Raw genomic sequence first — 23,570 nt, forward strand, 5'->3', positions numbered from 1 at the left:
TTATCTAGGACAGCCCCAAACAGAAATTTGACCGGCGCTAATGGAAATGCCCGGCAAAAGTCTCCAGTTTGATTCTCGGTCTAACTCGCCAGCCAACGCTCCACTTCTGATGCTGCGGAAAATAGCGGGGCGCAGTCAAAATTAAAAGTTTTATGGCGATAATCGCCATCGGGCTTTTTTTCGTATTGCCGCACATAAAATTCCCGATCATCGCAAATATTTTGCAGCGCATCCGCCAATGCCTGTACATCGGCGCTGTCGTTGTAAATGCCGAAGCTGGCGCGCACCATGCCGCGGTGCAAATCGGCCAGCGCTTCCAATTCTTCGTTGGTCAGGTGGTCGGCGATTTCGCCCAGTTCGTCGGTGATCATCTCGCGCACGTACGGCTGCGCGCAAAAACAGGCGTTGCGCACCGAGATATTGAAGTAGTCGTTTAGAACCGCCGCCGTTAAGGCATGATCCATACCCTTGATATTAAACGACAAGGCCCCGATTCGCTTGCTTTTGCCGGGGTCGGCATTGGCGTCGGTATTGCCGTACACCACGATGTCATCCATGTTCTCAAGCATGTCGATGGCGTGGCGAATAATACGCGATTCTTCCTGGTCGATAAAATCCATGCCGAGGGTTTGCAGCGCGTGCATGACCGCCGCCAATGCGATCGCCCCCACGATATTTGGTGTGCCCGCTTCTTCGCGATCGGGAAATTTCTCGGTCGTCAGGTAGCGATTGATGTGAACATCATCGACCATGCCGCCGCCAACTTCCACCGGATCTATCCCGGAGAATAAATCCTTGCGGGTAATCACGACGCCGGGCGATGACGGCGCATACATTTTATGCCCGGACAAAGCGAGCATGTCGAGGTCGCGCGCCGGGTTCTCGTGGCCGCTCATTTTGATTGGCACATGCGCCGCCATTTGCGCGGCGTCGACCAAGATTAATGTATGGTATCGGTGCGCCAACTCGGCGATATCATAAACAGGATTCTTGATGCCAGTCACATTGGACACGCCGGTCACGGCGATGTAGTTGACCTGGTCGCCGTGTTCTTGCAGCGCTTGTTCGATTCGCGCAAGGTCGATGCAACCGAGATTGCGGCCATTAACCTGGGTCGGCACATGCACCACTTGGTCGAAATGGCGTCGGTGCGGCAGGTCGTTGGAATGATGCTCCATGATCGAGGTGATGACCACTCTGCGCTGCGGGCGTTTTTCGCGTAACGTTCTGGCGATCCGGTTGATGCCGCCGGTGGTGCCGCTACCGACAAAAAACGCAGTGTGGGTTTCCGGGTCGGCGTGAACGAACGACAGCACCGTGTTATGCGCCCAGTCAAACTCCACGCCGGACAACTTGGCGCCAAAATGCGCGCTGGTATGGGTGTTGGAGTAAAACGGCATATACTTGGAAATGACATCGCGAACCAAGCCCAGTTGCAAGGTGCTGGCGGTGCTGTCCAAGTAGATGCGACGGCTCATCCGCCCGGTAGCAAGCCGATATTCGAGGTCGATGCCCACGGTGGTGGCGCGAAGTTTTTTCAGCAGCCTAGCTTTGTCATTCATCTGCACATTGTTCATGGTTTTAAATTGCGAGCGGGGAGGTCAAAATCGGTATTTAATCCGAACATTAACTTGCCGGTCATCGTGTCTGGAAAAATATTCCCGTATAGACTTTATAGTTTCCCAATGATCGTCTTCAATCTCGAGGTTTTCTTGCCGGGACAATGCGGTTTCCCCAATGCGGTTTTCATCGACCACCCGACAAGTGCGTTTGGAAAGTCAATGGCACCACCGGGTTTATTTTTCGGTGGCAAACAGCGGTTTCCAAATTCTGTCAATGGCCATCCCCTGATTAAACAATAACGATATTTGCGCGATAATGTATCTCTATTGCCACAAGATGTCACGTTAGTGTCTGCTATAAATTTTTGGTCGCAGATATCATTCGGATTTAGCGAGCCATTTAATGGGTAATAGTGTATTGGCCATTAGCCGCCCGATTTTCATGTTTCAAATAGAACAAATTTATAAGGCGGGAGGGAATACTTGCAGGTAGCCGTCAACTATCATTTTGATGCCGACATACAGGATTACGGCCACGCCGACGAAGCCGATCCACCGATGCTTGTGCAAGGTCTCGGCGATAATGGAAGCCGCGATGGCCATAAACGCGACCGACAATGCCAAGCCTATCACCAGAATGCCGCTATGCCCGTCCGCGATGCCCGCCACCGCCAGGACATTGTCCAGCGACATCGAAACATCGGCCATAACGATTTGGAAAATCGCCGATGACAAGGGTGGGTTTTGCGCTTCCGATGTGTTATCGGAATTACCCGCATTTTCGAGGGTATGGGGATGCCGCAAGTCTTGCCACAACTTCCAGCAAATCCAAAGCAGCAACAACCCGCCCACGAGTTGCAGCCCCTTGATGGCGAGAATTTGCACCGTTACCAATGCAAACAGTATCCGTAATATGACGGCAACGCCGACGCCATAAAGAATCACTTTTCGGCGGTAGTGTTTGCTGAATTTTGCGGCAACTAACCCAATGACTATGGCGTTATCGCCGGCTAATACCAGATCAACGAATATAATTTGTATTAACTTGACAACTTGATCTGTAAATTCCATGGACATAGTCTCAAAAAGTTCAGCGTTTAGCCTCTGGAGACGGTTAAAGCAAGGTAATGCATAAGTCCACCGCCTTTGGCATTCAGGTTGATTTGGATGAGGAAGTTTACAGTAGATGGCAGGCCAGAGTGGTGAAGTGTTCGGGTTCACTACCTATGAGACAAATCAAGCGGTCTGCATGAGTTGTTGATAATACGTCATCGGCGTCATTAAATCCAAACTATCGCGTGGTCGGTAATGATGATGTCTACTGGCAATGGACCTGACCACTCTGGAGTGGTCAGGTTGACCTTGAATTCAACTCTTAAGTGCAACTTCACCGATGAAGGAAAGGTGAGATGCGGTAGCATCTTGATTTTCCCGAATCAATATAAGGAGTTGCCATATGAAACGCTACACGCACCTCACCAGTGAACAACGATACCAGATTTCCAATGGCTTGAAGCAAGGCTATTCACAACAAGCCATCGCCGATATTATCGGTGTCAACAAAAGCACCCTCAGCCGGGAGATACGCCGCAATGGCCCCAATCGGGGGCGTGTGCGGCGGCGCACCGCCCGCGCGAAGGGTTTGATGTGGGGTGCGGCCGTTCGCCGCCACGCCTTGCCAAATGCGTCCATTCCCATCGTTACCGTCGGTGGAATCTATGTCGGTCGCCAGATTGCGGCTGCCGTCATCACCGAGAACGTTTTTGCCTGGCCCGGCATCGGCAAGCTCCTGGTCAATTCCGTGCAGCTCCGCGACCTGGCGGTCGTCCAGTGCATCGTGATCCTGGTGGGTGTAACGATGGTCGTCACCAACCTGCTTGTCGATCTCGCCTATGGCTGGCTGGACCCGCGGACCCGGACCGGGGATTCCCAATGAACGAACAAGCCAACGCCGCGACTCAGAAATCGTGGCGGTATTACCTGGCCGCCATGCCGCCTTCCATTCTGATCTCTGCTATATGGATCGTCTTCATGATTCTGGTGGCTGTACTGGCTGACGTAATTGCACCTTACGACTATAAACACATGGACCTGTTGGACCGGTTGAGACCGCCAATCTGGATAGAGAACGGCTCGTGGTCCCACTTGCTGGGGACCGATGATCTGGGCCGCGACATGCTGTCACGGATCATTTTCTCGATTCGCATCAGTTTGTTCGTCGCCCTGATGGGGACCTTCATCGGCGCGGTACTTGGAACCTCGCTCGGCTTTGCCGCCGCCCATTTCCGTGGCCGGGTCGACGATTTGATCATGATCCTGATCGATTTTCAGGCCGCCCTGCCTTTTCTTATTCTTGCTCTGGCGGTGCTTGCATTTTTCGAGAACAGCTTCCTGCTGTTTGTCCTGGTGATGGGCATTTATGGGTGGGAGCGCTATGCCCGCATTGTCCGTGGCCTGGCAATGTCCGCGAGTGCCACAGGCTATGCGGTTGCCGTGCGCGTTCTCGGCGCCAGTCCGGCGCGTATCTACATTCGCCACATTCTGCCCAACGTGGCCAGCGCGATCATCGTCAACATGACCCTCAATTTCCCCGAAACAATACTGGTGGAAACATCTTTGTCGTTTCTTGGTCTTGGCATCCAACCACCGCTGACAAGTCTGGGTAACATGGTCGGGTTCGGCCGTGACTACTTGCTGACCGCATGGTGGATTGTCTTATTGCCGTCGTTTGTGATTTTCGTGACCAGCCTGGCCTTCAGCCTGCTTGGCGACTGGCTTCGAGACGCACTTGATCCAACCCTGCGGGGCAATTGAAGATTTACGCCGTTTTCGTCAGGCGCTTGATCCAGTGCCCCGCTTCCGGCTGACCGTGGAATAGCACGAGAGTCTTAGATCAAGCGAAATGGTACAATTTTATATATTCGAAGCTCGTGTTTGAGTGGCCGATTAACTTTAAGTTGGATAAAAAAACGCCTCCAACCCCGATAAAATTTTTGCTTGTAGGTTTCGATGGTCTGCGGCCAGACATGATCACGCAGGAATTGATGCCCAGGCTGTGCCAATATGGTCAGGAAGGCGTGACTTTTTGTAATCATCGCGTAGCTATCCGACTGAAACTTATGTCAATCTGCCATCCTTGGTGACAGGGTCCACGCCATCGCGTCACGGTATGATTGCTAATGACTACCTTGATCCGAAGGTTAATCCGCGCGAGCTGTTTAGGGGATGCAGTGTGCCCAGAAACGCAAACCCCAAAACAATGGCGCGGCGCACAAAATCGTGTGGCTTGACCCAGACTCTTAGGCGGAAAGGGGAGCAGGAGGCGCATGACCTGGGCGTGCGGAATCGGACGCAACCATGACTTGCCAAAGTAGCTATGGATAAACCAAGACAAAATAAAATCGGCGAGGGTGAATTTAGTCTCCTCGATTAAATTCCGCCCGATTATATTTTTCGCCGGGTTATGATTTGATCGTTGACAACGAAATAGGGGCTAACCTAATTCAGGCTTAGCCCGACCCGCGGGTGCGGTTTCTCTTTGACTTGGCGTTTTTTTCTATGAACCCGATAATCATGCCAGCGACATCCTTGCCCGTGGCCATTTCGATCCCCTGTAATCCGGGAGATGAGTTCACCTCCATGACCAATGGGCCATTGTCTGAACGCAGCAAATCAACGCCACAAACATTCAATCCCATCACTTTCGCAGCCCGCGCCGCGGTTTTTCTTTCCGCAGGGGTGAGTTTGACCAGGCTGGCTTTTCCGCCGCGATGCAAATTGGAGCGAAACTCCCCTGGCGGCCCCTGACGCTGCATAGCCGCAATTACTTTTTCGCCCACGACCAAACAACGAATATCACTTCCCCCCGCTTCTTTTATGTATTCTTGCACCAGAATATCCGCGTTCAGTTTCATAAAAGCCTGAATAACGCTTTCCGCCGCCTTTTTAGTTTCCGCTAAAACCACACCCTTTCCCTGAGTGCCTTCCAGCAGTTTTATCACCAATGGCGCACCGCCAACTTCCTTTATGATGCCGTCAATGTCCTTGCTTGAATGCGCAAATGCCGTGATCGGCATGCCGATGCCTTTTCTCGACAGCAGTTGTAGCGAGCGCAGTTTGTCGCGCGAGCGGGTGATGGCCACCGATTCGTTGACGCTATAAATATTCATCATCTCGAACTGACGCACGATGGCGGTGCCGTAATAGGTCACCGATGCGCCGATTCTGGGTATGACCGCGTCGAAATCATTGCGGCTGAATTCGACAGTGCCGTAGTGGAGGGTTGGATTGTCGGAAGTGATATCCATAAAGCAGCGCAGGTGGTCTAATACTTGCATGCTATGGCCGCGCAACTCTGCCGCTTCAACCAGTCTTCGGGTTGAGTATAGATTTCGATTACGAGAGAGTATTGCGATTTTCATAATTTTTCATAATTCGCCACGGCCAAGAACTTTATATGGAAATGTTGTATGGAAATTTGATATGGAAATTTTGTATAGCGGGATTTGCTTTATCAATTATCGGCGCGCTTTTGTTTGCGCCCGGTCAAATAGGAGCGTGCGGCATCCACCAGAAAATCTTCGCTGATTGCGGTTCGGCCGAGCAGCATTCTGAATTTCATGTTCTTGCGCTGTGTCAACGTAATTTCAATTTCTTTTATTAGCGGGCCGATTTTGATATGACTCAATATGACGATGCGTTCCTCGACCTGCCCGCCGGAATTGGTAACCTTTCTATTTTCAACCACTCTTGCGCGGCAAACTTTTGCTTTCAATTTATTGCGGTTGCCGAAAGTCACCTGAAACCGCGCCAGGATAATTCCATCCTCTTCTATCAATTCATAACCCTCGGCATCCATCGTTGAGGTGCGTGCGCCGGTGTCAATTTTTGCCTTGATGTTGTCTATGCCGAGATCGGGCAGCCCGACCCACTCACGCCAGCCGATTATTTTCTTCTGATCAGGCGCTGGCGTCTTCCGGGTTTGTCCGCTGGCGGATTTGTCGCCTGGCAAGGTCATGATTCTTGCAAATAACTTTCCATGGAGTCGTCCATCGCCTCCAACCACGGCGTGTGATGCAGCGGTTGCTTATTACCGGTCATCAGCGATGGATAGGCGTTATTGCGAAAGCCCATGATATCGTCATGTTTGTGGCGCTCCCACTGCATGAATGTTTTATTGACCCCTTCCACATCGAAAGTCGGGTAGTCGGTTGCGTCAATTAACTCCTTGGTGTAGTCGCCCTGGAACCAGATCATCTGCTCGTCGTCTTGCAGTTTTTCTTCGCGGGCGCGCCACTTTGCGCCATGCTCAGTCATGCCCTGATAAGATGGTAGCGTGATTTTGCCCATGATCACATCGCGGGCATACCAGGCCTGGGCATCGAACATGTTAAAGGTATAAAACTGATCCTGCATACCCAGATACATGACTTTCGGATTTTTTTCCCAGACCACACCTTTATATAAATCCGAAGGCCACAGGCGATTTGTTGTGACCAACCGCAGCGAGTCGGGCATGAATGGGAAATGATGCAAATAGCCGGTACATAAAATTATGGCATCCACTTGTTTAGCCGAGCCATCCTTGAAATGCACGGTGTTGTTCACCACCTTGGTTAGCAATGGCAACTCCTGCCAGCTATCCGGCCAGTGAAATCCCATCGGCGCGGTTCGGTAGCTCACGGTGACCGACTTGCAACCGTATTTATGGCACTGTGAACCGATGTCCTCGGCCGAGTAACTGGTGCCGATAATCAAAATATCCTGGCCCTTGAATTCACGCGCATCGCGGAAATCATGGGCATGCAAAACGCGACCGTTGAATGTATCGAAGCCGTCGAAGTGCGGCACATTCGGCGTGGAGAAATGCCCGGTGGCGACCACGACATAATCGAATTCCCGCGCGGTGGTTTGGTCTGTTGGCAAGTCCTTAACGGTTACCGTGAACAATCCGGTCGCTTCGGAATAACTGACAGCGTTGACCACGGTCCTGAACTTCACCCAATCGCGCACCCCGGCATTTTCGACTCGACCCTTGATGTAATCAGCCAACACCGCGCGCGGCGGATAAGAAGCGATGGCGCGCCCGAAGTGTTCCTCAAAGGTGTAGTCGGCAAACTCAAGACATTCTTTCGGACCATTCGACCACAAATAACGATACATGCTGCCATGAACAGGTTCGCCATATTCATCCAATCCGGTGCGCCAGGTATAGTTCCACAACCCGCCCCAATCGGCCTGCTTTTCATAGCAGACAATTTCCGGAATCTCGGCGCCATTTTTCCGCGCCGATGCGAAGGCACGGAGTTGCGCGGTGCCACAGGGGCCTGCGCCAATGATTGCAACACTTGTCATTTTTTCCTCCACTTGGAAATGCTCATTAAAAATGGTTCAAGATACTTTAAGCGGTCGATTTCGGATAGATTTTAGCAGATATTGACACCCATTTTCGTGGCGCATATTGAAGCGAAACTCACACTCTTTCAAAGGAGTCCGGCTACGCCAGACGACATATTTTAACTGGATTTGCGCGTATCATCCCTGATACGCGCCCTTCGGGCTCGCTTCGCTCGCGCCCAGTCGATTCATGGCACTCCCGTCGATTTTTTCCGCCTGCGGCGAGAATGACGAATAAGAGTCGTCATTGCCCGGCTTGTTCCGGGCAATCCAGTTATTAAACCGTTCGGCGTAGCCGAACTCATTTGCGGCGTAGCCGCCGGTTTGTGTCTGGCAAAGCCGGATTGCCAAAAGGAGTCATCGCCTTCCGATTCACCATTATATCCCAATCCGTCATTGCCCGGCCCATATTATTATTGGCCGGGCAATCCAGTTATTAAACCGTTCGGCGTAGCCGAACTCCTTATTTCGGCGGCGAAGTCGCCGACTTTGTGTCCGACTGCGTCGGACTCATTTGCGGCGTAGCCGCCGGTTTGTGTCTGGCAAAGCCGGATGCCAAAAGGAGTCACGCTACGCGTGACAGATATTTAACTGGATTCCCGCCTGCGGCGGGAATGACGGCAGGGAGGGCGATTCTTTCCGCCTGCCGGCGAGAATGACGGCCGAGAGGGCGGTGCTAAAACACCGCTGGAAAGGAACACAACGGGCAATGAATTAGTGAACACATACGCTCGCATTGCCCGGCCATGTGTTGTCTGATTTGAGTATACAATCGGCTGGTCGCCGGGCCAGAGACGCCGGTGATTTGTGCGACTTTGCAGGGTATATCCAAAAAAAAATAAAATAAAGAGGGTGGAAACATCGGTACTTGTGAACCTGGGCCTGAATATTGATTCACCGCCCCCACCTAAATGGTGTCATCCAGGACCGCCCCATCAATAATTTCCCTGAACCCGCTGTTTCTTCGGATCGAAATGCGGGAACGGCACCACGGTGGCGGGGATGCGTTTCTGGTGGCCATCGAGTTTTCCGATTTCCACCTTAGCGCCAATTTCAGAGTGAATAACTTTCATCCTGCACAGCGCAATATTCTTTCTCAATATAGGCGAAATCACACCGCTGGTAATGACGCCGACTTGCTCGCGCCCGATAAAAACCCCATCGCCATTGCCGCCAATCTCTTCGCCGGCGAGTTCAAGCCCGACCAGTTTTTGCTGGGGATTTTGCTGGCGACCAAGCAACGCATTGCGGCCAATGAAATCATCTTGCTTTGATTTTAGCGGCACGGTAAACCCGATGCCCACTGCAAAAGGATCGGTTTGGTCGTCAAACTCGGCGCCGGCAAAAATCAGGCCGGCTTCGATGCGCAGCATGTCCAACGCCTCCAATCCCAATGGCGCAATGTTAAATTCCTGCCCAGCCTGCCAAATCGCGTCCCATACCGCTGCGGCATCGCGCGGATGGCAAAAAATTTCATAGCCTTGTTCGCCGGTGTATCCGCTGCGCGACGCCAAAATAGGTAGCCCGGATTCATCGCCTATTCGGGCAATGGAAAAACGAAACCATTTCAATTCCTCAATCGTTGCTTGATCCGGCCGAGTCCATATCACTTTTTTCAACACGCTCAGGCTTTCCGGACCTTGAATTTGCAAGTTGTGGAGTTGGGAAGTGGCATCCTTAACCCAGGCGCTCAGGCTTTTTTCCTGAGCTTGTTGCCTGATCCATAACCCGGAGGCATCGTTGCCGCCAATCCATCTAAAATTATTCTTGCCCAATTTGAACACGGTGCCGTCATCGATCATGCCGCCGGATTCGTAACACATGGCGGTATAGACAACCTGCCCGATTGACAGTTTTCTGAGGTCGCGGGTGACGCAGGCTTGCAACAAAACTTCGGCATCCGGCCCGACCACTTCGTATTTTCGCAATGGCGAGAGATCAGTCATGATCACCCCTTCGCGGCACGCCCAGTATTCGGCGGTGCAACCATAATTAGTGTAGTTATTGGCCAGCCAATAACCGTTGTATTCGATAAAGTTGCGAGTCAGCCGAGAGGTTTTGCTGTGAAAGCCGGTTTCTTTTGTCATTTCAGGTTCCGCGTCGGTGGTTTTTCTAAATGCGATTGCGCGCTTGAACAAGTTTTTTTCGGAATAGGTTCGCACCTGGATATCGGTTGGCACCCACCCGTTCGCAGGGTCGATATCGCATGGGCAGGCCGATGAAACACAAACCAAATCCTTCATTGCGCGCATCAACACGTAGTCGCCCGGCCGCGACCAGGGATTATCAAATATAAATGTAAAGGCATCATCAAAGAAAGTATTAAAGAATAGATTCATCGCCTGCCATCCCTTGCGCGGCGCGATGGGGTACGATTCCAGTGCCTGATTGAAATTATCTGAGCAATTTATGTGGCCGGGATAGCCGGCATCGTCATAGTACTTGCTGGTGCAAGCCAAACCGAAACTGTCGTGTCGTCCGCAGGTATCTTGAACAATTTCCAGCAGCGGCTGGAAGTCCACATCATAAAACTTTGAATACAATCCGGGCCCAGGATAGGCCGAGCCGATTAACGCCCGAGTTGTGGTTGCGCTGAGATAGCGCATTAAACCTTGATCCAACTGGGCTTGGTCAAAGCACTGAAAATCCGAACACTCTCGACCATCGATATCGAGCACCTGGATATATTCCCCGGCTTTGACTTCGTAACTTTGCGCGGTTGCCGCAGCGATTCTGAAACTTTGTTGTTCATCCGCCAGCGGGTCGGGCAATTCATGGGCGATGACCGACCCGGGATTGGCGCGCGTGATATAGGCAATTAAATCGGTTGGGGGAAAATCGGCCAAGGATAAATCTGTTGAGGACATGTGTTCATGCGCTATCATCGGCGGCTTGGGCGCGCCCACCAAGCAGACCAACTCGCCTTCGCTGACTAACGTTATGCTTGATCCGGCCGCGGTATCGCCAGATAACACTTCAGCCACTTTCGCTGCCGGCAAACTGACCGAGAGTGTTTTCAGTTTATTTCTTATTTTCGCCGCAACCGGGCTGTCGCTATCCAACATCCGGGCGATGGTTTCTCCATTTGTATTTGGCGCAACCCCGAGTTGCGCGGTTGCCGATTGGCCGGCAGCATCAAACGCCAGCACCTGGGCCGGCTGCAAGCCTTCAGGATCAACTATTTCCAGTTCATCTCCCGCCAGCATTGGCAGCGCGACCACCGCATCGGCACGCACCACATAACGCTCTTTGCCAAGCCACTCCTGCCCCAGTCCAGGTTCACGAAGTTTAATTACGGCACTCATGTCTATGGTCATAACGCTAAACCTTCTAGTCTAATCCAAGTGCCTTTTTTCTCTGATTTGCCCAGGTTCGAATGACCTGGTCCACTGCAAGGCCGATAAATGCAACACATACTCCCAGTACAAGTCCGTTACCAATCCCTTTTCGATCTGAAAGTGCACCGAGAATTAACTGCCCCAGGTCGTCAGTTCCAATCATTGCTCCAATAATGACCATAGCCAAGGCAAAAACCACAGTTTGGTTAATCCCTAAGGCAATATGTGGAAATGACATGGGCAATTCTATGGACAGGTAGCGTTGCACCCTGCTGACACCAGACATTGAACCAGCGTCTTGTAAAGACTCGGGGACACTAAGTAATCCTTCTACGGTATAGCGTGTGGCCGGAACTGAGGCGTAGACAACAATAGCAATCAACACCGAGGTGTCGGTCACCCCAAATAACATGATCACCGGAATCAGATAAATGAACGACGGAAATGTCTGAAAGGTATCGCAAACAGCCAATATAAAACGCGAGCTGGTTGGATGCTGGGCACATATTGTGCCAACCACGATGCCAATAAAACCAGATATCAAAACACTGATGGTGACAATATACGAGGTAATTAAAGCTCTATCCCACCATTCGGTAAATGCAATAAACAACAGTAATCCACCAATAATAAGTGCGGAGCGGATTCCACCAATGATAAAGCCGACGCCCATTGTTAATGTAAAAGTCGCAACCACTGGCATAGCCAGATAGGCCCGCTTCACTGGAATCAGCACTTCTACGATTAGCCATTCATTGAATCCTTTAAGAGAATAGAAAAACGTATCCCAAACCCAGTCGACTCCGGCCTGCCAAAACTGCGCTGTTGAAATGCCTTTGTTATGTGGAATCAGGTAGAGATAGTTAAACCCTTCTCTGAAAATAAATGATCCAATATAAGCCAGAATTACACCGACGATAAAAATTATTCCAAAAATTATTGAAAACTTGCGTCTTTGGACAAAGGATAGATCTGCGAAATAGTCTGTCTGTAAATTAGCCCAGGCAAGGGATAGTCGGTCAAGAACGATGGCAATCAGCACAATGCAAACACCTAATTCCAACGCCAGTCCAATTCGTAAGCTATTTAACGCAATTAATAAATTATTACCGAGCCCTCTGGCGCCAATCAACGAAGCGATGACCACCATGGCCAGGCATTGCATAATTACCTGATTCACTCCAATCAGGATATCCCGTCGAGCTGTGGTGATCTGAACCTTGAATAATAATTGCCGATTGGTACACCCGTTCATCAGCCCGGCTTCGGTTACCTCTGGTGGAACTTTTTTCAGCCCTAGCACAGTTAGGCGAACCATAGGTGGCGTGGCAAAAATTATCGTAGCAATGGCACCTGCATGATCACCAATGCCAAAAAATACCGTTACCGGGATTAGATAAGAAAAGGCGGGTACGATTTGCGCCATATTGAGCAATGGATTCAGTATGGATTCCACCGTTTTGTTTCTGAACGCCCAAATCCCCAAAGCCAGACCCAACAGAACAGAAACCGGGGCTGCGATCAACACAAAAGAAAGGGTCTGCATTGATGGTTCCCACTGACCAAATACTGCGATATAAACAAATGAAAATCCCACGAATGTAGCCAGTCGAATACCACTTAAGACATAGCCGAGTAGCGCAACGCCACCAGCGATCACTGTCCATGGTAAGGCGGGCCAGCGCGCCCACTGATTTTCAGTAGCCCAATCCCATCCGCTAAAGGTAACGATAGTTTTGACCCCACCGAGGAATATTTCTCGAATAAACTCGATTAGGAACAAGATGACTCCCGAAAAAACACGGGCAAATTCCTTCATCAAAGGTCTATTTTCGAATTCTTCGATATCCGGGTCGTAAACCTCGATTGGCCACCACTCAAACATGATGAACCTGGTCGAATCGTTTATCCAACCTGGAAATTCTGCAATCAGCGGCGGTAATCGCCATAAAAAGTTCCCTTCGGACGGAGAAACACCCACACACAACAACGCAAAAACCGTCAGCAATAATAAAAACTGCAAAAATTTACGTTGCTGGAATGTGGCCATCATGATGCTTGTTTGCCCGACTGGTTAGTATGACCACCGAAGAGTATGTTGACTACTTTGGAGCCGTGTATGGCACCAACAACTTCACCAGTCTCGTCAACAACGGTTACCGGCTTTCCAGAGTTCAGCACGGATTCAGCCACAGTTTCGATGATGGCATCTTTAGAAACTCGCAGATCGTTAACATCTTCTTTGGGATCGAAGGGATCCATAACCGACTCGATCTTTAATACTTTTTCTCGAGGAACTTCCTGGGTGAACTTTTGCACATATTCGGTGGCAGGGTTCAAGACAATATTTGCCGGCGTATCCAGTTGTTCGATGATGCCATCCTTCATAATGGCGATACGATCTGCCAGTCGCAAAGCCTCATCGAAATCGTGGGTTACGAACAAGATGGTTTTGCTGAGCACACTTTGTAATCTCAAAAACTCATCTTGCATTTCTTTGCGAATTAACGGATCAAGGGCCGAAAAAGGTTCGTCGAGAAACCAGATATCGGGTTCGATGGCGAGGGAACGGGCAATGCCTACACGCTGCTGCTGACCACCGGAAAGCTCTCGTGGAAAATAGTTTTCGCGTCCGGTTAAGCTCACGAGATCTACCATTTCTTTGGCACGCTTAATACTGTCTTGTGTGCTTACCCCTTTTACCTGCAAAGGAAAGGCAATATTCTCCAGTACCGTCTTATGGGGTAACAATGCAAAACTCTGAAACACCATGCCCATTTTACTGCGGCGCAATTCGATCAGAATCTTATTGTTCATCGACAAAATGTCTTCACCGTCAATGTAGATATTTCCGGCGGTGGCATCGGTTAACCTTGAAATACAACGCAACAGGGTCGATTTCCCTGATCCGGACAAACCCATAATGATCAGAAGTTCGCCGGCATGAACCTCAAACGACGCATTGTTAACACCGACAATGCAACCTGCCTCCTGAAATTTCGCTGCGTCGACCATACCACCTGAATCTTGCAACATGCTTTTCGCATTGGCACCGAAAATTTTGTAAACCGAATCACAACGGATAACGGGTTGGTTTGAATCTGAAGTTGCTGTTTCTGAAGACATAATTAGGTTCTGATGTTGTTATTACAGCATAAAACTACCACATTTTTGTGGGTGAAAAATATTCTGATCCCAAAAAAAAGCCCCCTGGCTTAATACTGCGCCATGGGGGCCTTAGTACATCAGTTTATTACATCAGTTACGATGCTTTGCCTGATTTATTGGGTCCAACCCTTCCAAACGTCTTCGTTGTCAGCCAACCACTTGGCACCAGCGTCTTTGTGATCCATTCCGGCGGTGTCCACTAAAGCAGCCATTTGACCGATTTGTGTGGTTGAAAAATCCAATTTGGAAAAGGCCGTGTAGGCCGCAGGATGGGTTTTTGGGAACTTGTAGTTCGCTGCTTTTTTCAACCAGCCTTTAGGTGATCCACAACTACCGTCGCCACCATCGGCTTTTCGACAGCCATCAAAGTAAGGCGGAAATTCGATAAAGGTGAAACCATCAGCATCAGTGAAGTTTGGAGTCCAGTTAAAGATTACAGTACCACGACCTTCTTTTTTTGCAGATGCTAACTCAGCCCACAGTGCATCAGCACCACCGGCAAATTTAACCACCCAGTTGTCACTGAGGCCAAGGGCTGCGAGACGTTCAGGCATAAGTTCACCGTGCCAGCTTTGTGGACCTTCCAACCAGCGGCCTTTGCCTTCTGAATCAGGGGTCGTGAAGTTTGCACTACAGTCTTTAAGCGCTTCCCAGTTTGGAAGACCAGGACAAAGTCCATCATCGACAACCCAGGTTGGCACACCCATTTCTTCGAGTGTACTTGCAGAATGGGTACCGGCATCGATGACTCCGCCAGCGGCCATCGCGTTGTAAAACGACTTGCCGAAAGTGGATTGCCAAACTTCGTGGGAAATGGTTACGTCGCCGTTACGAATAGATTCGTAAACAGCCTGGGCGTCAGCAGGAACGTACTCAACGTTATTGCCCATGCTTTCGAACATGCCGCCAATAACATATGCCATAACGATCTGACTTGACCAGTTGTGAATCGGGATAACGATTGGTGCAGTACTGTCTTGCGCTCGAGCAACACCTGTCGCTACTAGCAGTGACACACATCCGGCGAGCACCATTGCGCGGATTGATTTGGATTCACCTAATTTCATTTAATTCTCCTCAGTTTAGTGTTTTAGAAATTGCTACGATATGATCACCGCAACCGATTATGGAAGTGCTATGGTATAGTAATCTGTAGGTTTGTAAAGCACCATTTCTATACCACGTAGCCATATTCTTCTGATAAATCATTCATGATTACCTGCATATCCACTTCAGCAAGATAAGGAATCAATGGTGTTTCAATTGCAATGCCATGAATTCTTTTTGGGGCTGGCACCTAACATTCTATATGTTAGTGTTGGAAAATGTATCTAAAGCATTGTAAATTAAGCAAAAATAAGCAACTAGATCTGATGAAATACTTCGTTGCGGACGCCACGGCGAGAACGGTCGCGGATTTGGCGGGAATCCATCGCAATACGACGACAAGATTGTTCCGCAGACTGCACGAGCGCATCGCGCTTAAACAGCACCAGCGGGGCGAGCAATTGGGCGGCGAGGTGGAGTTGGACGAGAGTTATTTTGGCGGCGCGCGCAAGGGCAAGCGCGGTCGGGGAGCAGGCGGCAAGGGGGTTGTGTTTGGTATTTTAAAGCGCGGCGGGAAGGTGTATACGCGGATCGTGCTGGATGCCAGCGCGAGTGCGTTGATGCCCGTGATACGGCAGAAAATAAGGCTTGACAGCGTTGTCTACACGGACTCTTGGCGTTCTTACAAGGCTTTAGATGTGGCTGGCTTCCGGCATTGTCGGATCAATCACAGCGAGCGGTTCGCGTGCGCTCGCAACCCTATAAACGGCATTGAGAACTTTTGGAATCAGGCGAAACGACACTTGCGCCGATTCAACGGCGTGCCGCGGCAACACTTCGATTTATTCTTGAAAGAATGCGAGTGGCGGTTTAATATAGGCGCTCCAAACAAATTGCTGGCAGACCTGAAAAAACTGCTCAAAGAAATTTATTAGGTGCCAGCCCCTTTCTTATTTTCGCCGCAACCGGGCTGTCGCTATCCAACATCCGGGCGATGGTTTCTCCATTTGTATTTGGCGCAACCCTGAGTTGCGCGGTTGCCGATTGGCCGGCAGCATCAAACGCCAGCACCTGGGCCGGCTGCAAGCCTTCAGGATCAACTATTTCCAGTTCATCTCCCGCCAGCATTGGCAGCGCGACCACCGCATCGGCACGCACCACATAACGCTCTTTGCCAAGCCACTCCTGCCCCAGTCCAGGTTCACGAAGTTTAATTACGGCACTTAGGTCTATAGTCATAATTTTTGTATTGGCGTTTGTTTAAAATTATTTTCTCCAGAATCATTTTCCAGAATCATTTTCCAGAATCATTTTACAGGATTATTGTCCAGGATTATTTTCCAAGGCTATTTTACTTTCTTACCCATGGCGCCACACTAAAAAATGGCATAAAAAATCAGGAAATTATAGACCTAAGCGCATTTCACGGCTGAAACTCGATCCAGTCATCGCGATACCGCGCCGATGGCGGAAGTGCAAATTGCCGCTCCTGCGCGTCCCGCGCCCGCGGCATACGACCGCCAGGGATGGTGGAAGTGCCGATTTTGCAGGAGCAAAAATCCGCCGACCGCCAGGGATGGTGGAAGTGCCGATTTTGCAGGAGCAAAAATCCGCCGACCGCCAGGGAAGGCGGAAGTGCCGATACCGTATGGAACGAGTATCGGCCATGCCATCCATGGCAATAATGTCGGGAACAATTATTTGCCCACACCACACGCCCAGGGCGTGCGCCGGCCTCGCCGACGGGCAAGGTCAGCGGCTATCGCCGCTGGGTTTTCCACTGGATTATCGGGTCAAGCCCGATAATGACGGGCCTGAGAGCTGGAATCCAGGCTACCTCTTCGCCGTCATGCCTGCACTCTCCGCTAAACTTTCTCATCCAACATCAACCACAGCGCCAAAGGGAGTGGACCTATACAGCGGATTGACCCATCGATAGGTTAAGTTTATTCTCGGCCCTGTCGCTCGCCTGGTTTTAGGCAGCGAATGTTTCCAATTTCGCTGAGACATTCCGTGCATCACCAGCAACGATCCGTGCGTGAGATTTACCGTGACGCGCGGTTGCTTGTTGGTGGGATTCGGATGCAGAATGAATCGGCGTGTCGCGCCTAAACTTACCGAAGCAATGTTCGGCGCAATGCCCAACTCAGGCTCATCATCGCTGTGGCGGCCCATGCTGTCATTGCCGTCTCGATAAAGATTGAGCAGCACACTGTTGAAAGATTGCCGGGTATACGCTTCTATCAAGCCGCGAATTTCCAGCAATTCATCAATCCACGGCAGCGGTCTATTTATTGTTCCAGAGTAACGATAGACCGCCCCTTGGTCGCCATGCCAGGCACACAACCTCGGGGACGTGACTGCCTTGCCAAAAATTTTTATGGATTGTCGGCGCCACTTCACCTTTTTATAAATGCGCTCAAACATGTCGTCGCTTTTCGTGCGCGCAGGAAAATCCCCGAGAAAATTCCTGATAAAATTATTGACCAATACGCATTGGTTTGGCACAACAGAAATTGCCCGAGGAAAATGATTGATGTCGAAATTACCGGCGTCAAAATCGCCATCAAAGTTATCCGTGCCACTCAAATATTTTTCCCGGATTCAAAATATTATTGGGGTCTAATGCATGCTTGATCAACCGCATAGGTTGAACCGCTTCGCCATGCTCGAGTTTCAGGAATTCGATCTTGCCGTATCCAATGCCATGTTCGCCGGTGCAGGTGCCGTCCATTTCCAATGCGCGCATCACCATTCTGCGATGCAGTGTTTCCGCGGCCGCGATCTCGTCTTTATTTTCATGATCAACCAACAGCAATAAATGAAAATTACCGTCGCCAACATGGCCGACAATGGGCGCGATAATTTTCGCCTGCTCGATATCTTTGCGCGTTTGATTGATGCATTCGGCCAGACGGGAAATGGGAACGCAAACATCGGTCGACCAAATTTGGCCGTCTGGGCGAAGCGATTTACAGGCCCAGGCGGCATCATGCCGGGCGCGCCACATTTTATTGCGTTGCTCGTCATTGCTGCTCCATTTGAACTGGCTACCGTGGTTTTGGTCGGCGATGTCCTGGGTCAGCCGAGCCTGCTCTTGCACGCCCTGCTCGCTGCCATGAAACTCAAAGAATAACGTCGGCGCTTCCGTGTATTCGGTCTGGGAATACCGATTAATGGCTTGCAGCGTCAACGCATCGAGCAACTCCACGCGCGCAACCGGGATGCCATACTGAATCATTTCGATAACGGTGTTGACCGCGCCTTCGATGCTCTCGAATGTGCACACCGCCGCGGAGATGGCTTCGGGCAGCGGATACAGCTTCACCGTGAGCGCGGTGAAAAATCCAAGCGTGCCCTCGGAGCCCACCATCAGGCGGGTCAGGTCGTAGCCGGCGGCCGACTTGCGCGATCGTTTTGCGGTTTGAATGAGGGAACCATCTGCCAGCACCGCTTCGATATTGATCACATTTTCGCGCATGGAGCCGTAACGAACCGCATTGGTTCCGGATGCGCGGGTGGCGGCCATGCCGCCTAAAGATGCATCCGCGCCAGGGTCGATGGGAAAGAACAGCCCGCTGTTTTTCAAGTGCTGGTTTAACTGCCGCCGCGTCACCCCGGGCTGCACCAGCGCGTCAAAATCACCGTGATTAACCGCAAGGACGGAATTCATCAGCGCACTGTCTATACAAATTCCGCCGCGCAGCGCGGCGATGCTGCCTTCCAGCGAAGTGCCGGCACCATGAGGAATAACAGGCGTTTTATGGCGATTGCATATTTTCATAATCGACTGAACTTCCGCTGCGTTTTGCGGCTGAATGACCGCATGCGGCGGCGCCGACGGATGAAAAGACTCATCTTTTCCATATTGCTCGCATACCGCTTCCGCGGTCTTCAGCCGGCCGCCGAACAACCCGGCCAATGCCTCCAGAGTCGGATCATAGCTAAATTTTTTCTGTGCGTTAGTCATTTTGCGGCGGTCATTTTAATTTCCTGCCTGGTTTTCATAATCTCACCGACGAGTCGCTTTGGCCTTTAATGGCGTGCATAAGTTCATCGCCATCGAAAAAATAATGGCACACTTCTTCATCATTGACCACCAGCACCGGAACGTATTCACGATAACGCTGATACCACTGCGAATGATCATCAATATCCCGCATAACTACGTTAACGGCTGTTTGCTCTCCAAGATCTGAATGATGTGCAATGAACGCATTTAATTTTGACGCCATATCGACGCACAAGTGGCAATCTTGCCGGGTATAAAAAATGATCTCGACCGTGTTCATTTTCGATTCACGCCTTATCGACTTGCCGTAAAAATTGCTGTTCATCCAAAATTTCCACGCCAAGTTGCTCAGCCTTGTCGGCTTTGCTGCCTGCGTTTTCCCCGGCGATCACATAATCGGTTTTGCTGGAAACGCTGCCGGTGACTTTCGCGCCTTGTGCTTGCAATAAATTTTTTGCCTCGGAGCGGGACATGCCCAGCGTTCCGGTCAGCACCACCGTCTTTCCCGCAAAAATACTGTGCCTGGTGATTTTCGCTTTTTCGGGCTTCGGCCACTTCACGCCGGCGGACAATAATTTGTCGAGCACTTCGCGGTTATGCGGCTGCTCGAAAAATGTACGGATGCTCCGCGCCACCATTGGCCCTATATCAGGAATGTTCTGAAGTTGTTGTTCGCTATTGTCCGTGACGCCTTGCAGAGTCAACAAACTATCAGACAACGTTTCCGCTGTGGTTTCGCCAACCAGCGGAATCCCCAGCGCATACAGAAATCTCGCCAGTGTGGTGTGCTTGCTTTTTTCGATGGCTGCAAATAGATTGGCGGCCGATTTTTCCGCCATTCTCTCCAAGCCGGCAATCCGCGCCGCGGTCAAGGTATACAAATCCGCGACATCGCCAATCATTTTTTCGTTGACCAGTTGATCAACGGTTTTGTCGCCCAGCCCTTCAATATCCATCGCCTTGCGACTGGCAAAATGCTTGATGCTCTGTTTTTTCTGCGCATCGCAAAACAAGCCGCCGCTGCAGCGCGCAATAACCCCCTCCCCTTCGTACACGATCGGGGATTTGCAAACCGGGCATTTTTTCGGGAACTTGAATTTGCGCGCGCCACGGCGTCGTTCGGTTTTGTTCACCGAGACGATTTCGGGAATAACATCGCCGGCGCGGCGCACGATGACGCTGTCGCCGACGCGCACATCCAAGCGCTGGATTTCCTCGCCATTGTGCAAGGTCGCATTGGAGACGGTAACACCGCCGACGAATACCGGTTTAAGCCGCGCGACTGGCGTAATTGCGCCGGTGCGCCCGACCTGAATTTCGATGTTATCAATCCGCGTCATTTCTTCCTGCGCTGGAAATTTGTGCGCCATCGCCCAACGCGGCGCCTTGGCGGTGAACCCTAAACTATTTTGCCAATCCATGCGCGACACCTTATAGACCACGCCATCAATATCAAATGGCAGGGCATCGCGTTGATTCAACATTTGTTGATAATAGGCCAGACACCCTTTTATGCCTTTAACCGGCTTCATCAGATTGGTAACCGGTAAACCCAAACTCTTCATCCATCGCAAGGACTCCAAATGCGTATTGGGCAGTTTCACCCCGACCACCTCGCTCAGCGCATAGCAATAAATACTGAGCGGGCGCGATGCGGTGACCGCCGGATCCAGTTGGCGCAAACTGCCGGCGGCGGCGTTGCGCGGGTTGACGAAAGTTTTTTCGCCGCGCGCGCGCTGGCGATCGTTCAGCGCCACGAAGTCGTCGCGGCGCATGAACACCTCGCCGCGCACCTCCAACGTGGTCGGCCACGTCGCAGCGGCGCGGCGCAAGCAAGTCGCGTCGCCGAGCACGCGGCGCATGTTATGGGTGATGTTCTCGCCGGTTTTGCCGTCTCCCCGGGTCGCGGCCTGCACCAACCAGCCCTTTTCAAATCTCAGGCTAACGGCCAAGCCATCCAGCTTTGGCTCGGCAACATAGTCCACTTCGCCCTTATCCAACGCCACCAACTCCCGCACTCGTCGATCAAAATTGATTATTTCCGCTTCCTCAAAGGCATTGCTTAAAGAGCGCATTGGGATTGAATGAACCACTTCAGAGAATGTTTTTTGCGCGGCGCCGCCGACTTTTTGCGTCGGGGAATCCGCCGATGAAAATTCGGGGTGGGCGCGTTCGAGCGCCGCCAACTCGCGCATCATCCGGTCGTAATCGCTATCGGAAATTTCCGGATCGTCCAGCGTATGGTAACGATGGTTGTGGTATTCCAGTTGCTCGCGCAACGCGGCGATTTTCCGAAAATTTTTTGGCGCCATCTGACTTATCATTTCGGGCAATGCTTATTAACGCGGCCGCGGCGACTGCAAGCCAATGTCAAAACACCTGCGTCAAAAAATTCTGATGGCCTCATCACTTCCCGGCGCCATGCCCTGCCGCCCCATATCCCGCGCTACCTTTTCAATGGACAGACGAATTTGCTCGATGTCTTGCACGGATAGATCTTCATGATTTGGGGCAACGGCTACGCCTTTTACCCGCCCCGCAAATGCCTTCGCGGTATCAACCATTTCGGAAAAGACAGCGCCCGGAGATCGATTCACGGCCGGCTTGGTAAAAAACAGCACCTCGCGCGCAGCAAAGTCGCTTAAATTATCAAAGTCGAATTCTCCAGAATCACTCATATTGGCCAAGCTGTACAAGCACACTTTCGTTTTACCGATTGTTTTATTGCGCACGAAGTAATTATTTTCGCTGCGCTCCAAGCCAAGTTGTGTCGCGCACCGATTGATAGCGTCGCCATCTAAATAGTCTGTATGCTGCGGCTTGACATTGACCACAAATATAGACTCATAATAGTGCACAAAATCTGAGATAGCATTGGCTTGTTGCAATGCGCTTTCAAGAGGCGCCATAAATGCAAAGCTCCGACCAATGCCTGCGGACAAATTCGCAACCAATTTTGAAAATTCAGCGAGTTCGGTTTCGCTAACCGGGCCTTTTTGATCCGCTAATTGAATGGTCACGATGATATCGCCAAAACGAGCGTCCTCGGATTCCTTTTCCAAATCACACCAGTTCTTTTTAGGTATTTTAAGACCGAGTATGCGGCTATGCTTAGTCAGCGCCGACTTGGCCTCACGGTATTGCGCTAATACCGACTCGCGACCCACATCACGCTCGCCCTGTAGTTTTACCCAATAATCTATCTGGCTGACCTTTTCAAACCCGTTAATATTGGGATAGCGATAGTTGCCGGAAGAATCCGACTTGACCGCGTTCGTGGCGGCGGATTCTGTTTGCGGTTCGGCGCTCTGATACGGTTCATCGTCAGTGTCCAAACCGTGCTCCGGTGCCGCCGAGTCATCGGTTAAATCTGTCAACTCCGGTCGGTCTGTCAACCCTGAATCACCCGGCCGTTTCGGAATTTGGATGGAATAAATGCCGTCGGAATAGGATGTGGATTGTGGTTCAATTTTATCTCCCGGCTTATCTTCCGGCTCATCTCCCGGCTCATCTCCCGGCTCATCTCCCGGCTCATCTCCCGGCTCATCTCCCGGCTCATCTCCCGGCTCATCTCCCGGCTTATCTCCCGGCTTATCTCCCGGTGGTTTGAGGGTGTCGGGCCGGGCGCGCTCTTCCTCGGCAGCATTTTCAACGACCTCATCTTCGGCCATGTCCTCAGCGTCATCCGGCGCTTTATGCTCAATGTGTGGATTCTCCATTTCTTGTTGATGCGTGTCGTGCGCTGATTTAATCCGCTGGGATTCAGCGTGCTGGCGCGCGCCAGCCGAATCTTGCTCAAGTTCATCGCCGGACGACGAACTATCATGCACTTGATCATCAAGCACCGGAATATCATCCGTGCCGTAATCATCCATGCCGTCTTGGTTTGATTCGGATTTCCCGGATTTCCCGAATTTCCCGAGTTTCAATCCGCCCCGCCCCCGGTCCAGCCATATCGAAATAACATAAATGGCAATGATGAGAATGACGCCAGTGGCGATTAACGCAATCTGCAGACTCATAGTAGCTCCTCAAACTCGATCTGAT

At 51.1% G+C, this 23,570-nt stretch carries 24 protein-coding genes and 2 pseudogenes; 8 read left to right on the forward strand and 18 right to left on the reverse strand.

Annotation, left to right across the window (positions count from 1 at the left end):
- Positions 1-80 precede the first annotated feature (80 nt).
- The gene (locus ACP158_RS11600) at positions 81-1,562 is read right to left on the reverse strand and encodes an aminotransferase class V-fold PLP-dependent enzyme (RefSeq protein WP_424946282.1); all 1,482 of its coding nucleotides are present in this window, start codon (positions 1,560-1,562) and stop codon (positions 81-83) included.
- Between the two features lie 462 nt (positions 1,563-2,024).
- Positions 2,025-2,633 carry a YjbE family putative metal transport protein gene (locus tag ACP158_RS11605; protein ID WP_424946283.1) on the reverse strand — a complete coding sequence of 203 codons (609 nt, stop codon included), beginning with the start codon at positions 2,631-2,633 and terminating at the stop codon, positions 2,025-2,027.
- A gap of 385 nt (positions 2,634-3,018) precedes the next feature.
- Here ACP158_RS11605 and ACP158_RS11610 point away from each other — a divergent pair.
- The 4 genes and pseudogenes from ACP158_RS11610 to ACP158_RS11625 form a co-directional block, all read left to right on the forward strand.
- Positions 3,019-3,096, forward strand: a pseudogene (locus ACP158_RS11610) (hypothetical protein); the annotation flags it as partial.
- An 87-nt stretch (positions 3,097-3,183) separates the two neighbouring features.
- Positions 3,184-3,498, forward strand: a pseudogene (locus tag ACP158_RS11615) (ABC transporter permease subunit); the annotation flags it as partial.
- Positions 3,495-4,376 (forward strand): ABC transporter permease, encoded by an 882-nt coding sequence (locus tag ACP158_RS11620; RefSeq protein ID WP_424946284.1) that lies wholly within the window; start codon positions 3,495-3,497, stop codon positions 4,374-4,376. The pseudogene ACP158_RS11615 and the gene ACP158_RS11620, both read left to right, overlap by 4 nt.
- Positions 4,377-4,701: 325 nt before the next feature.
- Positions 4,702-4,923, forward strand: a complete 222-nt coding sequence (locus ACP158_RS11625; protein ID WP_424946285.1) for a hypothetical protein — start codon at positions 4,702-4,704, stop codon at positions 4,921-4,923.
- 148 nt (positions 4,924-5,071) lie between these two features.
- Here the strand turns inward: ACP158_RS11625 and rimK are convergent, their stop codons facing one another.
- The 4 genes from rimK to ACP158_RS11645 all read right to left on the reverse strand — a co-directional run bounded on the left by rimK (position 5,072) and on the right by ACP158_RS11645 (position 8,309).
- Positions 5,072-5,983, reverse strand: coding sequence for a 30S ribosomal protein S6--L-glutamate ligase (gene rimK, locus ACP158_RS11630; protein ID WP_424946286.1), 912 nt, complete (start codon positions 5,981-5,983; stop codon positions 5,072-5,074).
- Positions 5,984-6,075: 92 nt separating this feature from the next.
- A complete protein-coding gene (locus ACP158_RS11635) occupies positions 6,076-6,579 on the reverse strand; it encodes an ATP-dependent zinc protease (RefSeq protein WP_424946287.1) in 504 nt (167 codons plus the stop codon).
- The gene (locus ACP158_RS11640) at positions 6,576-7,916 is read right to left on the reverse strand and encodes an NAD(P)-binding domain-containing protein (protein WP_424946288.1); all 1,341 of its coding nucleotides are present in this window, start codon (positions 7,914-7,916) and stop codon (positions 6,576-6,578) included. Before ACP158_RS11640 ends, ACP158_RS11635 begins: the two co-directional genes overlap by 4 nt.
- Positions 7,917-8,096: 180 nt before the next feature.
- Entirely contained in the window at positions 8,097-8,309 is a 213-nt protein-coding gene (locus tag ACP158_RS11645; protein ID WP_424946289.1) for a hypothetical protein, read from the reverse strand.
- Between the two features lie 45 nt (positions 8,310-8,354).
- Between ACP158_RS11645 and ACP158_RS11650 the strand changes: the two genes are divergently transcribed.
- Together ACP158_RS11650 and ACP158_RS11655 are read left to right on the forward strand one after the other, a co-directional pair.
- Entirely contained in the window at positions 8,355-8,483 is a 129-nt protein-coding gene (locus ACP158_RS11650; protein ID WP_424946290.1) for a hypothetical protein, read from the forward strand.
- A complete protein-coding gene (locus tag ACP158_RS11655; protein ID WP_424946291.1) occupies positions 8,450-8,617 on the forward strand; it encodes a hypothetical protein in 168 nt (55 codons plus the stop codon). The genes ACP158_RS11650 and ACP158_RS11655 overlap by 34 nt, the downstream gene beginning before the upstream one ends.
- Before the next feature lie 17 nt (positions 8,618-8,634).
- On the opposite strand, the gene ACP158_RS11660 is transcribed toward ACP158_RS11655, so the two are convergent.
- The 6 genes from ACP158_RS11660 to ACP158_RS11685 form a co-directional block, all read right to left on the reverse strand.
- Positions 8,635-8,820, reverse strand: a complete 186-nt coding sequence (locus ACP158_RS11660; protein WP_424946292.1) for a hypothetical protein — start codon at positions 8,818-8,820, stop codon at positions 8,635-8,637.
- A gap of 73 nt (positions 8,821-8,893) precedes the next feature.
- Positions 8,894-11,275 carry a DUF1989 domain-containing protein gene (locus ACP158_RS11665; protein ID WP_424946293.1) on the reverse strand — a complete coding sequence of 794 codons (2,382 nt, stop codon included), beginning with the start codon at positions 11,273-11,275 and terminating at the stop codon, positions 8,894-8,896.
- A 13-nt stretch (positions 11,276-11,288) separates the two neighbouring features.
- A complete protein-coding gene (locus ACP158_RS11670; RefSeq protein WP_424946294.1) occupies positions 11,289-13,349 on the reverse strand; it encodes an ABC transporter permease in 2,061 nt (686 codons plus the stop codon).
- Complete coding sequence (locus tag ACP158_RS11675) at positions 13,346-14,422, reverse strand: quaternary amine ABC transporter ATP-binding protein (protein ID WP_424946295.1); 1,077 nt, start codon at positions 14,420-14,422, stop codon at positions 13,346-13,348. Before ACP158_RS11675 ends, ACP158_RS11670 begins: the two co-directional genes overlap by 4 nt.
- A 155-nt stretch (positions 14,423-14,577) precedes the next feature.
- On the reverse strand, positions 14,578-15,498 hold the full coding sequence (locus ACP158_RS11680) for an ABC transporter substrate-binding protein (protein ID WP_424948460.1): 921 nt from the start codon (positions 15,496-15,498) through the stop codon (positions 14,578-14,580).
- 140 nt (positions 15,499-15,638) lie between these two features.
- Complete coding sequence (locus ACP158_RS11685; protein WP_424946296.1) at positions 15,639-15,761, reverse strand: hypothetical protein; 123 nt, start codon at positions 15,759-15,761, stop codon at positions 15,639-15,641.
- A gap of 28 nt (positions 15,762-15,789) precedes the next feature.
- On the opposite strand from ACP158_RS11685, the gene ACP158_RS11690 reads away from it, so the two are divergent.
- Positions 15,790-16,446 carry an IS1595 family transposase gene (locus ACP158_RS11690; RefSeq protein WP_424946297.1) on the forward strand — a complete coding sequence of 219 codons (657 nt, stop codon included), beginning with the start codon at positions 15,790-15,792 and terminating at the stop codon, positions 16,444-16,446.
- Here ACP158_RS11690 and ACP158_RS11695 read toward each other — a convergent pair.
- Positions 16,430-16,750 carry a hypothetical protein gene (locus ACP158_RS11695; protein WP_424946298.1) on the reverse strand — a complete coding sequence of 107 codons (321 nt, stop codon included), beginning with the start codon at positions 16,748-16,750 and terminating at the stop codon, positions 16,430-16,432. The genes ACP158_RS11690 and ACP158_RS11695 overlap by 17 nt on opposite strands.
- A 225-nt stretch (positions 16,751-16,975) precedes the next feature.
- Here ACP158_RS11695 and ACP158_RS11700 point away from each other — a divergent pair, with 225 nt between their 5' ends.
- Positions 16,976-17,317 carry a hypothetical protein gene (locus tag ACP158_RS11700; RefSeq protein ID WP_424946299.1) on the forward strand — a complete coding sequence of 114 codons (342 nt, stop codon included), beginning with the start codon at positions 16,976-16,978 and terminating at the stop codon, positions 17,315-17,317.
- A 69-nt stretch (positions 17,318-17,386) separates the two neighbouring features.
- Here ACP158_RS11700 and ACP158_RS11705 read toward each other — a convergent pair whose 3' ends face one another.
- The 5 genes from ACP158_RS11705 to ACP158_RS11725 form a co-directional block, all read right to left on the reverse strand.
- Positions 17,387-18,100, reverse strand: a complete 714-nt coding sequence (locus tag ACP158_RS11705) for an alpha-ketoglutarate-dependent dioxygenase AlkB family protein (protein WP_424946300.1) — start codon at positions 18,098-18,100, stop codon at positions 17,387-17,389.
- Positions 18,084-19,481 carry an FAD-binding oxidoreductase gene (locus ACP158_RS11710; protein ID WP_424946301.1) on the reverse strand — a complete coding sequence of 466 codons (1,398 nt, stop codon included), beginning with the start codon at positions 19,479-19,481 and terminating at the stop codon, positions 18,084-18,086. The genes ACP158_RS11705 and ACP158_RS11710 overlap by 17 nt, the downstream gene beginning before the upstream one ends.
- Before the next feature lie 34 nt (positions 19,482-19,515).
- Positions 19,516-19,848, reverse strand: a complete 333-nt coding sequence (locus tag ACP158_RS11715) for a glutaredoxin family protein (RefSeq protein ID WP_424946302.1) — start codon at positions 19,846-19,848, stop codon at positions 19,516-19,518.
- The gene (gene ligA / locus ACP158_RS11720) at positions 19,811-21,835 is read right to left on the reverse strand and encodes an NAD-dependent DNA ligase LigA (RefSeq protein WP_424946303.1); all 2,025 of its coding nucleotides are present in this window, start codon (positions 21,833-21,835) and stop codon (positions 19,811-19,813) included. Before ligA ends, ACP158_RS11715 begins: the two co-directional genes overlap by 38 nt.
- Before the next feature lie 72 nt (positions 21,836-21,907).
- Complete coding sequence (locus ACP158_RS11725) at positions 21,908-23,545, reverse strand: cell division protein ZipA C-terminal FtsZ-binding domain-containing protein (protein WP_424946304.1); 1,638 nt, start codon at positions 23,543-23,545, stop codon at positions 21,908-21,910.
- Positions 23,546-23,570 lie beyond the last annotated feature (25 nt).

It is taken from the genome of Candidatus Spongiihabitans sp. (genome assembly GCF_965247905.1).
Lineage (GTDB): Bacteria > Pseudomonadota > Gammaproteobacteria > Arenicellales > Poriferihabitantaceae > Spongiihabitans.

Excerpts from the sequence above, each read along its gene's own strand:
- ACP158_RS11620 (WP_424946284.1), top strand. The coding sequence starts at position 3,495 with ATGAACGAACAAGCCAACGCCGCGACTCAGAAATCGTGGCGGTATTAC.
- ACP158_RS11680 (WP_424948460.1), bottom strand. The coding sequence starts at position 15,498 with ATGGTGCTCGCCGGATGTGTGTCACTGCTAGTAGCGACAGGTGTTGCT.
- ACP158_RS11725 (WP_424946304.1), bottom strand. The coding sequence starts at position 23,545 with ATGAGTCTGCAGATTGCGTTAATCGCCACTGGCGTCATTCTCATCATT.
- ACP158_RS11600 (WP_424946282.1), bottom strand. The coding sequence starts at position 1,562 with ATGAATGACAAAGCTAGGCTGCTGAAAAAACTTCGCGCCACCACCGTG.
- ACP158_RS11710 (WP_424946301.1), bottom strand. The coding sequence starts at position 19,481 with ATGACTAACGCACAGAAAAAATTTAGCTATGATCCGACTCTGGAGGCA.
- ACP158_RS11640 (WP_424946288.1), bottom strand. The coding sequence starts at position 7,916 with ATGACAAGTGTTGCAATCATTGGCGCAGGCCCCTGTGGCACCGCGCAA.
- rimK (WP_424946286.1), bottom strand. The coding sequence starts at position 5,983 with ATGAAAATCGCAATACTCTCTCGTAATCGAAATCTATACTCAACCCGA.
- ACP158_RS11700 (WP_424946299.1), top strand. The coding sequence starts at position 16,976 with ATGGCGGAAGTGCAAATTGCCGCTCCTGCGCGTCCCGCGCCCGCGGCA.
- ligA (WP_424946303.1), bottom strand. The coding sequence starts at position 21,835 with ATGGCGCCAAAAAATTTTCGGAAAATCGCCGCGTTGCGCGAGCAACTG.
- ACP158_RS11670 (WP_424946294.1), bottom strand. The coding sequence starts at position 13,349 with ATGATGGCCACATTCCAGCAACGTAAATTTTTGCAGTTTTTATTATTG.
- ACP158_RS11695 (WP_424946298.1), bottom strand. The coding sequence starts at position 16,750 with ATGACTATAGACCTAAGTGCCGTAATTAAACTTCGTGAACCTGGACTG.
- ACP158_RS11660 (WP_424946292.1), bottom strand. The coding sequence starts at position 8,820 with ATGTTTCCACCCTCTTTATTTTATTTTTTTTTGGATATACCCTGCAAA.
- ACP158_RS11635 (WP_424946287.1), bottom strand. The coding sequence starts at position 6,579 with ATGACCTTGCCAGGCGACAAATCCGCCAGCGGACAAACCCGGAAGACG.
- ACP158_RS11715 (WP_424946302.1), bottom strand. The coding sequence starts at position 19,848 with ATGAACAGCAATTTTTACGGCAAGTCGATAAGGCGTGAATCGAAAATG.
- ACP158_RS11690 (WP_424946297.1), top strand. The coding sequence starts at position 15,790 with ATGTATCTAAAGCATTGTAAATTAAGCAAAAATAAGCAACTAGATCTG.
- ACP158_RS11665 (WP_424946293.1), bottom strand. The coding sequence starts at position 11,275 with ATGACCATAGACATGAGTGCCGTAATTAAACTTCGTGAACCTGGACTG.
- ACP158_RS11675 (WP_424946295.1), bottom strand. The coding sequence starts at position 14,422 with ATGTCTTCAGAAACAGCAACTTCAGATTCAAACCAACCCGTTATCCGT.
- ACP158_RS11605 (WP_424946283.1), bottom strand. The coding sequence starts at position 2,633 with ATGGAATTTACAGATCAAGTTGTCAAGTTAATACAAATTATATTCGTT.